This window comes from Cellulosimicrobium cellulans (assembly GCF_042723955.1).
Classification (GTDB): Bacteria; Actinomycetota; Actinomycetes; order Actinomycetales; family Cellulomonadaceae; genus Cellulosimicrobium; species Cellulosimicrobium cellulans_H.
The window spans coordinates 1-13089 of sequence record NZ_JBHXIC010000062.1 but is presented as its reverse complement, the minus strand read 5'-3'; the positions used below and the strand labels follow the sequence as shown (position 1 = coordinate 13089).

At 75.7% G+C, this 13089-nt stretch carries 9 protein-coding genes; 4 read left to right on the top strand and 5 right to left on the bottom strand.

The features are described from left to right. Positions 1-148: 148 nt before the first annotated feature. Together ACFWH7_RS15455 and ACFWH7_RS15450 are read right to left on the bottom strand one after the other, a co-directional pair. A complete protein-coding gene (locus tag ACFWH7_RS15455; protein ID WP_378217543.1) occupies positions 149-1522 on the bottom strand; it encodes a hypothetical protein in 1374 nt (457 codons plus the stop codon). 78 nt (positions 1523-1600) lie between these two features. Next, a complete protein-coding gene (locus tag ACFWH7_RS15450) occupies positions 1601-2434 on the bottom strand; it encodes a VOC family protein (RefSeq protein WP_378217540.1) in 834 nt (277 codons plus the stop codon). 150 nt (positions 2435-2584) lie between these two features. On the opposite strand from ACFWH7_RS15450, the gene ACFWH7_RS15445 reads away from it, so the two are divergent. Both ACFWH7_RS15445 and ACFWH7_RS15440 read left to right on the top strand, forming a co-directional pair. After that, complete coding sequence (locus ACFWH7_RS15445; RefSeq protein ID WP_378217538.1) at positions 2585-3895, top strand: endonuclease/exonuclease/phosphatase family protein; 1311 nt, start codon at positions 2585-2587, stop codon at positions 3893-3895. 289 nt (positions 3896-4184) lie between these two features. After that, positions 4185-5330 carry a ScyD/ScyE family protein gene (locus tag ACFWH7_RS15440; protein WP_378217535.1) on the top strand — a complete coding sequence of 382 codons (1146 nt, stop codon included), beginning with the start codon at positions 4185-4187 and terminating at the stop codon, positions 5328-5330. Between the two features lie 104 nt (positions 5331-5434). Here the strand turns inward: ACFWH7_RS15440 and ACFWH7_RS15435 are convergent, their stop codons facing one another. Together ACFWH7_RS15435 and ACFWH7_RS15430 are read right to left on the bottom strand one after the other, a co-directional pair. Further along, positions 5435-5977, bottom strand: coding sequence for a hypothetical protein (locus tag ACFWH7_RS15435; protein WP_378217532.1), 543 nt, complete (start codon positions 5975-5977; stop codon positions 5435-5437). 113 nt (positions 5978-6090) lie between these two features. Beyond that, positions 6091-7536, bottom strand: a complete 1446-nt coding sequence (locus ACFWH7_RS15430) for a pyridoxal phosphate-dependent decarboxylase family protein (RefSeq protein WP_378217530.1) — start codon at positions 7534-7536, stop codon at positions 6091-6093. Positions 7537-7770: 234 nt separating this feature from the next. Here ACFWH7_RS15430 and ACFWH7_RS15425 point away from each other — a divergent pair, with 234 nt between their 5' ends. After that, the gene (locus ACFWH7_RS15425; protein WP_378217528.1) at positions 7771-9390 is read left to right on the top strand and encodes an asparaginase; all 1620 of its coding nucleotides are present in this window, start codon (positions 7771-7773) and stop codon (positions 9388-9390) included. Positions 9391-9605: 215 nt separating this feature from the next. Continuing rightward, positions 9606-10292: a chitinase gene (locus ACFWH7_RS15420; protein WP_378217526.1), complete on the top strand. Its 687-nt coding sequence runs from the start codon at positions 9606-9608 to the stop codon at positions 10290-10292. A 154-nt stretch (positions 10293-10446) separates the two neighbouring features. Here the strand turns inward: ACFWH7_RS15420 and ACFWH7_RS15415 are convergent, their stop codons facing one another. After that, positions 10447-12966 carry an alpha/beta hydrolase-fold protein gene (locus ACFWH7_RS15415; protein ID WP_378217524.1) on the bottom strand — a complete coding sequence of 840 codons (2520 nt, stop codon included), beginning with the start codon at positions 12964-12966 and terminating at the stop codon, positions 10447-10449. Between the last annotated feature and the right edge of the window lie 123 nt (positions 12967-13089).

Sequence of the window (13089 nt, the reverse complement as noted above, 5' to 3'; positions counted from 1 at the left end):
CTCGCGCGCCGGGTCGACGACGGTAGGGTCGCGCGCGAGCAGAAACGGCCGCACCCCGAGCCGGCCCGCCGCCCCCGCCGCCCCCCCGCCGCCCGCGGGGGGGGGGGGGGCTCGCCCCGGGCGGGGGGGCCCGGGGGCCCGGGCCCGCTCACGTGTCGGCGAGGAAGCGGCGCCGGTCGGAGCGGGCCGACCCGAGGCCGGCCCAGCCGACGAGGGAGAGCACGCCGCCCGCGATCCAGACGACGACGGACCAGTCGGGCGGGCCGTCCGACCCGACGACGGCGCCGTCGGTCGCGAGCATCACCGCCCCGAGGCCGAGCAGCACGACGCCCAGCACGAGCAGGACGACGTCCCGCACGGTCTTCCCCGTCCCGCGCCGGGGCGCGCGTGCCGCGAGCGCCGCCTTCTCGGCCGGGGTGAGCGGCACCGTCGGGCCGAGGGGCTGGACCCGCTCGGCGCCGTGCCGGAACCGCGCCGGGTCGTCGACCGCCTCGACGACCGCCGACGGCAGGCCGAGGAGGTAGGCGAGGTCGGCGACCGGGTCGCCGGGCCAGGTGGACGCCGCGAGCAGCGCACGCAGCCGGCTGGGGTCGCGCGGCTCGCCGAAGGTCTCGACGAGCGCGTCGTACGCGCCCTCGGTCCCGGAGGTGGACAGGTCCGTCCACGTGTCGTTCCAGCTCCCGAAGACCCACGGCCGCCCGGGCGTCGTGAGCGTCCACGACACCCCGGTCCCCGCGCGCTCGAGGCTGATCATCGCCTCGCCCGGACGCAGGCAGCGCTCGATCGTCGACCGTGCGCGGAACTCCCCGGTGAGGGCCGCCGTGAACGCCTCCCGCACCTCGTCGTCGGGTGCACCCGGCACCGGGGACGGGGGCCGCTCGACCGTCCACACGGCGGTGCGCTCGTCCGTCGCACGCACCCACGCCGCCCCCGCACGGCGCACCGCGGCGCGGACGAACGCGGCGTCGGCGCGCACGAGCTGGACGACGGCGTCGGGTGCCGCCGAGTCGGTCGTCGGCAGGTCGGCGACGGCGGTGAACGTGTCGAGCAGGTCGTCGGGGTGCTCGAGCTCGCGCAGGAGGTCCGGCGCGGTCGCCGCGTGCCGCAGCCCGACGAGCGCGGCGACAGCCGCGAGCACGTGGCTCGGGTCTGTGTCGAGGCGCATCGCGTGGTCGGTGCTCGTCCCGGACGGGTCGAGGGGCGCCCAGGTGACGACCGCCGGCGGAGCGACCGGGTCGGTACGGGCCGCGAGGATCGCGCTCACGCCGTCAGGCAGCACGTCCGACCCGGCGTCGAGCTGCACGACCCACGGCGCCGGGACCAGCTCGTCGACCCGCGCGAGCGCGTCCGCGACCGTGGCGGGCGCGCCGGGCTCGCGGCCGGCCTCGACGTCGACCTCCGTGTCGACCTCGGCGAACGTCCAGCCGCGCTCGTCCGTCGGGCCGACGCGCCCGTACTCGAGGTCCGCGGCGCGCAGACGGGCGACGACCTGGTCGTGCGGGGTGCGGGTGACGACGTTCACGGCGTCATGATGCCGCACGCCGGCGACCGGAAGGCTGCCCGACCGCGCCGCGCACGCGCCCCGGCGACGGTCCCGCCGTCAGAAGCCCTCGGGCGGGGTGAACTGCGACAGCGTGAGGACGGCACCCTGCGGGTCGCGGACCGTGACCTCGCGGGTCCACTCGCCGGTCTCCGCGGACAGGACGACGGCGCCCGCGCGCTCGGCGGCCTCGGCGGCGGCGTCCCGGTCGGCGACCGAGAACACCACGGCGTGGTGGGCGGGCCCGCCGTCCTCGACCACGCCGGCCACGACGTCGCGGAACCCGGGCGGCGCGCCCTCCTGGTTCGCGTCGATCTCGGGGTAGACGGTCCGGGCGAGGTGGTCGCCGTAACCCTGCACGCGCGCCATGCCCGCGCCGAGCTCCGGGTCCACCTCCCACCCGAGGAGGGGGCCGTAGAAGTGCAGCGCCCGCGCGACGTCGGGCGTGTGCAGGACGCTGAAGTTCCACGTGCCGGGCTCGTTGACGCGCTGCGCGCCGACCCTGGTGCCGGGTTGCCAGAGCCGGAACGTCGCGCCCTGCGGGTCGCGGACGGACGTCATGCGGCCGGGTGGCCCGATCGTCGTCGGGCCGTCGAGGACCTCGCCGCCGAGGTCGGGGACGCCCCGGGAGGACGCGTCCACGTCGTCGACCGCGACGTACGTGACCCACTCCGGCGCGCCCGCGCCGGAGGCGACCGCCGCCACGTCCTGCCCGCCGAGCGAGGCGACGACGTAGCGTTCCCCCGCACCGGGCGGCAGCCTGTCCTCGAACTCCCACCCGAAGAGGGCGCCGTAGAACGCGAGCGCGGCGTCGACGTCGGGCTGCTCGGTGTCCACCCAGCACGGCACCCCGTGCGGGTAGGTGCGGGTCGGCCGGGACTGCGAGGTGTCCATGCCCCAGGGTCCCACCGCCCACCCACGTCGGCAGGACCTGCCGGGCGTTCACGCGCCGGTCACCTCGCCGCCCTTCCGCGCGCGGACGCCCGTGCGTACGGTGGCGAGGAACCTCTCGACGACCACCGTCCCCGACGACGAGGAGCCACCGTGTCCACGAGACCTGCCCACCACCACGCCCGCACCGCGCGCACCGTCCTGACCGCCGCCCTCGCCGCGGGCCTCGCCCTCACCGGGGGAGCCGTCGGCGCCGCCGCGAGCCCCGCCGTCGCGCACGGCGGCCACGGCAATGGGAACGGCCACGGCCACGGCCACGGCCACGGCCACGGCCACGGCACGCTGCGCGTCGCGACGTACAACGCGAGCCTCAACCGCGCCGCGGCGGGCGAGCTCGAGACCGACCTCTCGACCCCCGACGACCCGCAGGCCGCGACGATCGCCGAGGTGCTCCAGCGCACGCGGCCCGACGTGGTGCTGCTCAACGAGTTCGACTACGTGCCCGACGAGCGCGCGGTCGACCTGTTCCGCGACAACTACCTCGAGGTCTCCCAGGGCGGCGCAGCGCCGATCGAGTACCGCTACGCGTACGTCGCGCCGTCGAACACGGGCGTGCCCAGCGGGTTCGACCTCAACGACGACGGCACGGTCGGCGGGGGCGACGACGCGTTCGGCTTCGGCGCGTTCGAGGGGCAGTACGGCATGGTCGTGCTGTCGCGGTACCCGATCGACACGCGCGGCGTCCGCACGTTCCAGCACTTCCTGTGGAAGGACATGCCCGCCGCGCTGCTCCCCGACGACCCCGCGACCGCCGCGCCCGCGGACTGGTTCACGCCCGAGGAGCTCGAGGTCGTGCGGCTGTCGAGCAAGTCGCACTGGGACGTTCCCGTGCGGGTCGGCCGCGAGACGGTCCACGTGCTCGCGTCCCACCCCACGCCGCCCACGTTCGACGGCCCCGAGGACCACAACGGGCGGCGCAACCACGACGAGATCCGGTTCTGGGCGGACTACGTGACACCCGGCAAGGCGTCACGGTACGTGTACGACGACGCGGGCCGACGCGGCGGGCTGCACCCGGGCGAGAGCTTCGTCGTCCTGGGCGACCAGAACGCCGACCCGCTCGACGGCGACTCCGTGGACGCCGCGATCGACCAGCTGCTCGACCACCGGCGCGTCCAGGACCCGGCGCCCCGATCGGCCGGCGGCACCGAGGCCGCCGCGCTCCAGGGCGGCGCGAACGCCACCCACCGGGGCGACCCCGCGCTCGACACCGCCGACTTCGCGGACACCGCGCCGGGCAACCTGCGCGCGGACTACGTGCTGCCGTCGCGCGACCTGCGCGTGCGCGACGCCGGGGTGTTCTGGCCGGTCCAGGCGGACCCGCTGTCGCGGCTCACGGGCGTCTTCCCGTTCCCGAGCAGCGACCACCGGCTCGTGTGGGTGGACCTCGCCGTCCGCGGCTGACCCCGTCCCGGCGTCGCCCCGGGTGCTCGTCGCCCGGGGCGACGATCCTGGACCCGGCACGCCGTCGGGTGCACACTCGGAGGTCTGTGCTCACCGCCGACGCACAGCAGACTCCCGGCCGGCGCCTCGCCGGTCGCACGGCACGCCCTCGGGACACCCGAGGCGCGCCACGTCGTCCGGCCCGACGACCACCTCACCCACGTCCCCGGCGCGACGCGCACGCGTGCTGCCCCGCAGCACGGCGACGACACCCCTGCCGCGCCCCGGGACCGCCGGACCTGGAGCACCCATGAGAAGACTCCGCACCGCCCTGCCCGCAGGCGTCGCCGCAGCGACCGCCGCCCTCGTGCTCGTCGCGAGCCCCGCCGTCGCGCACGGCGGCAGGCACGACCCGCGCCCGCCCACCGTCACCGACGTCGCGACCGGGCTCGTCACCCCGCTCAGCCTCGCGGTCGGTCCGCGCGGCACGACCTACGTCACCCAGAACTTCCCCGGCCTGCTCACGGCCGTCGGGCGCGACGGCACGCCGAGCGTGCTCTACGCGTCGCCCGACGGCGGCGAGGTGGGCGGCGTCTCCTACGCCGACCGCCGGATCACGTTCACCGAGACGCAGCTCGGCGAGCAGGGGCCGGTCGCGTCGGAGGTCTCGACGCTGCGCACGGACCGCTGGGGGAACCCGACGGGTACGCCCCGGGTCCTCGCGGACACGTTCGCGTACGAGCAGGCGAAGAACCCCGACGCAGGCGTGACGTACGGCCTGCGCGAGACCGACCCGGCGTGCGTCGCGCAGGTGCCCCCGGTGCCGGTCCCGGGTCTCTACACGGGCATCGCGGACTCCCACCCGTACGCGACGACCACGTCGCGCGGCACGACCTACGTCGCCGACGCGGGCGCGAACGCGATCCTGTCGATCAGCGACCGCGGCAAGATCCGCACCGTGGCCGTCCTGCCGGCCCAGCCCGCGGTGGTCACCGCGGAGGCCGCGGCCGCCATCGGGTGGCCCGACTGCGTCGTCGGCGAGACCTACTGGTTCGAGCCTGTCCCGACGGACGTCGAGGTGGGCCCGCGCGGCGTGCTCTACGTGACGACGCTCCCCGGCGGGCCCGAGGACGCGAGCCTCGGCGCACGCGGCGCCGTCTACACGGTGGACCCGTGGAAGGGGAAGGTGCGCCAGGTCGGGACCGGGTTCGTGGGCGCGACGAACCTCGCCGTGACGGACAAGGGCACGGTCTACGTGGCCGAGCTCTTCGGCGGCAAGATCTCGCAGGTCGGCAAGCGCGGCCCGAGCACGGTCGTCGAGGTCCCGATGCCCGCGGGGCTCGAGTGGGACGGCAGGGGCCTGCTCGCGACGACGAACGCGCTGCCCCCGGACGAGACGTCACCGCCCGACGGGCACCTCGTGCGCATCGACCTCGGCAAGCACCGCGGTCGGTGACGGCAGCGGGCGGCCGCTGACCGCTCTGCTGCTCGGCCCGGGCGCCCCCGCTGCGGCGGGGACGTCCGGGCCGCGCGATGCCACGGCGTCTCGTGGGTCGGGCGTCAGCCCCGGCCGACGGTGAGCGCGAGGACCACCGCGCCGAGCGCGACGGCCAGACCGACGCCCGCCGCCACGAGGCCGCCGATCGTCGCGGCGCGGGACCCGGCCGACGCGCCGACGCTCATGCCGAGGCTCTGGGCCGCCCCGGTGACGATCCGGCGCCCGGCGGACGTGTCGAAGAGGACGCGCGTCCGCGCCCCCGACCCCTCGTCGACGACCGACGCGGTGAACGTCGAGCGGACGTTGCCGCGCGAGACGGAGCGCACCCAGCCCCGCTCGGGCTCGACGAACCGCCCGTCCGCGTCGAGAGCCCAGTGGGTGCGCCGCACGACGTCGGTGAGCTCGACCCGCAGCCCGTCCGGCAGGACGCGGACCTCGTGGGTGACGAGCGTCGCGTAGTAGCTGTGCGAGAAGATCCGCCACCACGCCACGTCCGGACGGTCCAGCCGCAGCTCGAACCCGTCCGGGCGCTCGTCGACGATCCGGTAGGGCGTCCCCTCGGCACGCGCGCGGACGGCGGCGGCGAGGTCCTCGGCGGTGGGCACGGCAGCGAGTGTAGGCGCCGCGCCCGCGCCCGGGGCGGGCTGAGCCGCGCCGGTCGGTGCCGGCCTTGCTGCGAGGTGCTGGCGGTGCTGGTAGGTGCTGGTAGGTGCCGGCCTCAGCCCGACGACGCCGCGCGGCGGAGGGCGTCGAGGCTCACCCGGACGTCGGCGTCCGTCGTCGCCCACGAGCTCACCGACACGCGCAGCACCGCGCGGTCGTGCCACCGCGACCCGGACATCCAGGCCGTGCCGTCGTCGAGCACGCGGCGCACGACGTCCTGGGTGCGCGCGTCGTCGCCGAAGGCCGCGCAGACCTGGGTGAAGACGACGTCGTTGAGCACGACCGCGCCGTCGAGCGCGCGCATCCCCTCGGCGAACGTCGTCGCGTGCCGGCAGAAGCCGTCGACGAGGTCCGCCACACCCGACCGCCCCAGCGCGCGCAGCACCGCCCACACGGGGAATGCGCGCCCGCGGCGCGAGAGCTCGGGCACCTTGTCGAGCGGGTCGCCCGTGTCGCTCTGGATGAGGTAGTCGCCGTGCATGCCCATCGCCGCGCGCAGCGGCGCGGGGTCCGCGACGATCGCGAGACCGCAGTCGTACGGGACGTTGAGCGTCTTGTGCGCGTCGGTCGCCCACGAGTCCGCTGCGTCGTACCCCGCGACGAGGTGCCGGTACGACGGCGACGCGGCGGCGAAGAGCCCGAACGCGCCGTCGACGTGCACCCAGGCGCCGTACCGGTGCGCCACCTCGATCGCGGCGGCGAACGGGTCGAACGCACCCGAGTGCACGTTCCCCGCCTGGAGCACGACGATCGTGGGCGGCAGCGCAGACCCCTGGCCGCCCGAGGGAGAACCCTGATCGCGCGAGGGAGAACCGTGGTCGCGCGAGGTAGAACCCTGGTCGGCCGCGACGGCCAGCGCCTCCTCGAGCGCGGCGACGGGGATGCGGCCCTGGTCGTCGGCGGCCACGACCTCGGGCGCGCCGAGCCCGAGGTAGGACAGCGCGAGGTCGACCGACTCGTGCCGCTCGGCACCCACGAGCACGCGGACGCGCGGGGAGCCCGTCAGTCCGTCGCGGCGCACGTCCCACCCGGCGCGGCGCAGGACCTCGCCCCGCGCCGCCGCGAGCGCCGTGAAGTTCGCGGTCGTGGCGCCGGTGACGAACCCGACCGCGCCCGTGGCGGGCAGTCCCAGGAGGTCGAGCAGCCACGCGCTCGTCACGTCCTCGACGGCGGTGTGGGCGGGCGTCACCGTGCGCAGCGCGGAGTTCTGGTCCCACGCGCTCGTGAGCCAGTCGGCCGCGAGCGCGGCGGGGTGGCTGCCGCCGATGACCATGCCGTAGAAGCGGCCGGACGGCATGGCCGTGAGACCGGGGCCGCACGCGGCGGCGAGCAGGTCGACGACGTCCGCGGCCGTCGTCGGGCCGTCGGGAAGGTCGGTGCCCAGCGCCGCGACGACTTCCGCCACCGATGCCCGCGGCGGGACGGGTCGCGTCGCGAGGGAGTCGAGCCACGCGGCGGCGTGCTCGTGCGCCCGCAGTAGGGCGGCGTCGCGATCGTCCATGACCGCTCCTGACCGGGCCGGACCGGCGCCGGCCCCTCCCGCCAGGCTGGACCCGTGGCGGGCGCGGGTCAACCGCGGCCGCGAGGCTCCGTCGGGCGTCGGGCGTCGGGCGTCGGGCGTCGGGCGTCGGGACGATCCGGTACGCGCGTACTTCTTACGCCCAGGCAATCACCCGGCAACACGCCGTCCCTAGCGTCGGGCGGGCCAGATGTTCCCCCGACGGAAGGCCCCCTGTTGAGAACGTTCACCCTGACCCTGTCCGGCCGCGCCGTCGCGGCCGTCGTCGCGCTCGTCCTGGCGTGCGCCGCCCTCGCCGCGACGGTCGCGTACACCGTCGCCGACTCCCGGGCGTCGGCCGCCGCCGCACGCGCCGAGGGCGCGGCGGCACCCGTGCTCGCTGCCGGGACCGCGCCCGCCAACCCGCTCGGCATCACGTCCGTGCAGTACGCGACCGCGACGGCGACCGCCGCCGCGGAGAAGCCGAAGGTCGTCGTCGTCGCGACCGGCGGCACCATGGCCGGCAAGGCGACCGGCCGCGACACGTTCACGAGCTACCGCGCCGGCACGTATCTCATGGAGGACATGCTGGACACCTTGCGGCCCGAGCTCGACGCGGTCGCCGACGTCACGGCCGTCCAGTTCGGCAACGCCGGCTCGTCCGGCTACTCGATGGAGCAGTTCCACGCGCTCACGCTCGAGGTCGAGAAGCAGCTGAAGACCGCCGACGCCGTCGTCGTCACGACGGGCACCGACACGCAGGAGGAGTTCGCGTACTGGCTCGACCTCACCGTGCGGTCGCGCAAGCCCGTCGTGACGTCCGGCTCGATGCGCCCGTGGGGGTCGGGCGCCGGGCCGGACTCGAGCCTCGTGTTCGGGACGGACGCGCCCGCGAACCTCTACAACGCGATCAAGGTCGCGGCGTCGCAGCAGACGTTCTGCTTCGGCACGGTGCTCATGCTCAACGACGAGATCCAGGCGGCCCGCGAGGTCACCAAGACGAACTCGTACCGCACCGACACGTTCCAGACGCGCGAGTACGGCGTGCTCGGCTGGATCGACGGCGACAACATCACCCTCGGTCGGGCGCCGGCGCGCGTGATGTCGTGCGACACCGAGGAGTGGTTCACGCCGTTCGACCTCGCGAAGGTCGACGCGAAGACGCTCCCGCGCGTCGAGATCGTGACGTCCTACCAGCAGGCGGGCGGCGAGGGCGTCGCCGCGTTCGCGAACGCCGGGGTCAAGGGCATCGTCACCGCGGGCACCGGCGCGGGCGGCATCTCGTCCGCGATGAGCCAGGCGCGCACCGCCGCGGTCCGGGACAAGGGCGTGTGGTTCGTCTCCACCACCCGGACCGGGTCGGGGTCGTCGTACGGAGGCGGCAACGGCATCATCGCGGGCGGCGACCTCACGGCCGTCAAGGCGCGGCTCCTGCTGCTCCTGTCGCGCGCCTTCACCGAGGACTTCGCGACGGCGCAGGGCTGGTTCACGACGTACGGCAACGCGTCGTTCGACCAGTCCGCGACCGCGGACGAGATCGGGGCCGAGCCGGGCGCGACCGCGGTGCTCTTCACCGGCACGGCGACGCCGTCGTGCAAGGCCGCGGGCAAGCAGCTCTGGCTGACCACCTCGGTGACGAACACCGACACGGTCCCGATCGACGTCCGGGTCACGACCGTCTCGGGCGAGCACAAGTTCACGAAGATCCCCGCCGGGGAGACGGTCGAGAAGACGTTCTCGGTCAAGGGCAAGACGCTCGACGCGGGCGAGGTGACGCTCGTCGCGTACAAGAACGTCGACGGGAAGGGCGTCCAGACGGAGGGCACGGCGGCCTACCCCGACACGACGTGCGGCTGACGACCTGACCCCCAGCCCCGCCGAGCACGACATGAGGGTCGTCATCGAGTCGATAGCGACCCTCATGTCGTGCTCGCGCGCGTGCGGTGTCGTGCTCGTGCGGGCGGTCGGCTGCCGCCTCTGCCCGGTCGCCCGGATTACGCAGGTCTCCTCACGAATCGCGTAGGGTGGTGGTGGCCGCGACGTCGCGGTCCGCCGCCGACGAAGGGGACCCCATGGCCGACCCGACGCCCTCGCTCGACCCGACGACCGACGCCTCGCCGCCGGCGTCTGAGCTCGCGCCGACGTTCGTCGTGACCGAGCAGCAGTTCGACGCGATGTTCCCCGAGCGGAGCCCGTTTTACACCTACGCCGGGCTCGTCGCGGCGACGGCCGCGTACCCGGAGTTCGCGACGACGGGCGGCGACCGGGTGGCCCGCCGCGAGGCCGCGGCGTTCCTCGCGAACGTGAGCCACGAGACGCACGGGCTGGTCCACGTGGTCGAGGTGAACACCGCCAACTACCCGCACTACTGCGACCCGGCGCAGCCGTACGGGTGCCCCGCCGGGCAGGACGCCTACTACGGCCGCGGCCCGCTCCAGCTCTCCTGGAACTTCAACTACCGGGCGGCCGGCGAGGCGCTGGGGATCGACCTCCTCGCCGACCCGTGGCTCGTCGAGCAGGACCCGACCGTCGCGTGGCAGACCGCGCTCTGGTACTGGAACACGCAGCCCGGCACCGCGTCGATGACATGCCACGACGCGATCGTCGGCGAGCACGGCTTCGCCGAGACGATCCGCTCCATCAACGGCCCGCTCGAGTGCGAGGGCGGCAACCCCCGCCAGATGAACAACCGCGTCCGCCTCTTCCGCCACTACGTCGAGATCGTCGGCACCACGACGGGCGACCACCTCACGTGCTGACCGCCCCCTCCTCTCCCCCTCCCCGGCGCCGAACACGACATGAGGGTCGCCAACAGGCCGATAACGACCCTCATGTCGTGCTCGACCGCGGGCAGGATCGTGGTCGGCAGGCGGGCCGGCCGTCGCCGTCGGGCAGCCGTGCGGCAGGGCGGGGTCAGGCGCAGGTGAGCGCGTCGTAAGGGACGACGGCGGTGCGGCCGTCCGCGGTCGCGGTCGCCTCGCCCGCGGGGACGGTCGCCGCCCGGACCGGGAACGACTGGTACCCGCTCGCCCCGGGCGCGACCCCCGCGACGACTCGCGTGCCGTACGGCGTGGCGAGCTCGACGTCGACCGGAGCGTCCGCCGTGCTCGTCGCGCGCACGGCGACGTAGGCCTTCCCGGCCAGGCATCGTGCCTGGGCGGTGACGTCGAGCGCCGGGCCCGCACCCCCGCCCGGCACGACGGCGTCCCACGGCACGCGCGCGACGAACACGTCCGCGGCACCCGCGTTGGTCGTGCCCGCGGGGGCGCCGTACGTGAGCCCGGTGAGCAGCGCGGCTCCCTCGCCGGTCGCGCCGGCTGAGTCGGCCGAACCCGGTCCGGAGGAGGCCGGCGCCGGGGCCGCGAACAGGTTCGCGTCGTCCCACTCGTCGGCGCCGTCGCGCTCGCGCGACCCGGTCTGCGTCGCCTCGCCCGGGGTGCCGTCGGCCGCGACGGGGAGCGTCACGACGTCGACCCCGCCGACGGCCGTGCCCAGCGCGCCGTACGTCGTGCCGACGACGAGCACGGTGTCATCCGCGCCGAGCACGCCCGTGACGCCGCGGTCGTCGGTCGACGTCCCGACCTGCGTCGTCCACAGGACCTCTCCCGCGGCGTCGAGGGCACGCACGACGACGTCGTTGTCCCCGAGGTTGCCGCCGTCGCCGAGCGCCCCGCGCGTGTGCCCGACGGCGACGACCGACCCGTCCGAGCGCGCCACGAGGCCGTTGACCTGGTCGTTCTCGCTCGTCGCGACGGCGCGCAGCCACTCCTGCTCGCCGTCCGCGCCGTAGCGCGCGACCCAGCCGTCGTTCGCGCCCGCACGCTCGGCCCCGGGCATCCCGCCGCCCGACACCCCGCCCACGTACACCGCGCCGTCGGGCGAGGCCGCGACCGCGAGCGCCTTGTCCTCGCCGGGCCCGCCCACCTGGCGCAGCCACAGCAGCTCGCCCGCCGCGGAGACCCGCCCGACCAGCGCGTCCTTGTCCCCGGCGCTCGGCGCGTCGCCCACGGCACCGCTCGTGTACCCGGCGACGTAGGCGCCGCCCGCTCCGTCGGGCGCGACGGCGTAGAAGCGGTCGGCCGCTCCGGGGTCGCCGGTCTGCAGCGTCCAGGCGCGCTCGCCGTCGGCGGTGACGGCCGCGACGAACCCGTCGTCGCGCGTCGTGCCCGCGTGGGCGCCGTCGAGGTCGCCCTTGGTGTACCCGGCGACGAGCACGCCCCCGTCGGCGCCCGGCACGACGCCGTACGCGCGGTCGTCCGCGGCCGTCGCGACCGCGTGCCGCCAGTCCTCGGCGCCGTCGGCGTCGCGCCGCACGACGACCGTGTCGAGCCCGCCCGCGGGCTCGTACCCGTCCCACGCACCGGCGAGGTTCAGCGCGACGGCGGTCCCGCCGTCGGGCAGGGTCGCGACCCCGCCCGCGCGGTCGTCGCCCGCGGAGCCGAGGAGCTCGGCGTCCCACGGCGCGGCGGGCGTGGTGCGCAGGCGCGCCGAGACGTCGACGACCCCCTCGCGGAACGCGGGCCGCCAGACGTCCCAGTCGTGGCCGCCGTCCAGCACGCGCAGCTCGGCCGTCACGCCCGGGACGCGGCGCGCCTGGTTGTAGAGGCGCGCGGACTCGAAGTCGATGTCGTGCGTGGCCTCGGCGGGGTCGGGGTTGGCCCACTCGTCGTCGCCGACGGCGACGAACAGGTGCACCGGGAGCGCCGGGTCGAGCGCCGCGAGCGCCGTCGGGTAGGACAGCTCGGTGTACCGGTCGGCGTCGAACGGCGCGGTCCCGACGCCGTAGCCGCCGTGGTCGCGGGCCGAGGAGTCCGCGGGTGGCTGCGGCACGTAGACGGCGGGGCTCAGCACGATGCCCGCGGAGAACGTGTCCTGGTGGGCGAGCGTGAACCGCAGCGCGCCCGCGCCGCCCATGGAGTAGCCGCCGACGGCGCGCGCCTCGCGGTCCTCGACCGTGCGGTAGGTCGCGTCGACGTGCTCGACGAGGTCGCGCGTGAACGCCGTCTCGACGGCCGTGCCGGCGCCGGCGCCCGTCGCGTCCCCGGTGTACAGGGAGTCCGTGTACCAGGAGCCGCGGTCGTTCCACGGCGCGTCGGGCATGACGACGACCATCGGCAGGATGTCGCCCGCCCCGATGAGCTCGTCGAGGTCGCCCGTGACCTGCTGCCACGCGGCCTGCGTGTCGCCGCGGCCGTGCAGCAGGTAGAGCGTCGGGTACTCCTGCTCGGCGTCGTCGTAGCCGGGCGGCAGGTAGACCGTGTAGTCGATCGGGCCGGCCGCGGAGTCCGCGACCCGCCCCGTCTCGACCGTGCCCTGCTCCGCGGCGGTCGCGGGCAGCGCGAGCGCCGACCCGCCGATCGTCGCGCTCACCGCCAGCGCGGCGAGCGCGGCCGTCGTCCCGGGCCGCCGGTGCGGCCGTCGTGCTGCGTCCATGGTGTCTCCTCGTCGAGATCCGGTGATGACTGCCCCCTCCCCCTTCCCTCGTCCCGCCGATGCACAACGGGGGGGGTCGGGACCGGGCGAGGGGCACCAACACCCACTGGCAGACCCGGGGGT

Bases quoted from the DNA above. Each gene is read 5' to 3' on its own strand.
- ACFWH7_RS15420 (WP_378217526.1), top strand. From the start codon at position 9,606: ATGGCCGACCCGACGCCCTCGCTCGACCCGACGACCGACGCCTCGCCG.
- ACFWH7_RS15430 (WP_378217530.1), bottom strand. From the start codon at position 7,536: ATGGACGATCGCGACGCCGCCCTACTGCGGGCGCACGAGCACGCCGCC.
- ACFWH7_RS15450 (WP_378217540.1), bottom strand. From the start codon at position 2,434: ATGGACACCTCGCAGTCCCGGCCGACCCGCACCTACCCGCACGGGGTG.
- ACFWH7_RS15440 (WP_378217535.1), top strand. From the start codon at position 4,185: ATGAGAAGACTCCGCACCGCCCTGCCCGCAGGCGTCGCCGCAGCGACC.
- ACFWH7_RS15415 (WP_378217524.1), bottom strand. From the start codon at position 12,966: ATGGACGCAGCACGACGGCCGCACCGGCGGCCCGGGACGACGGCCGCG.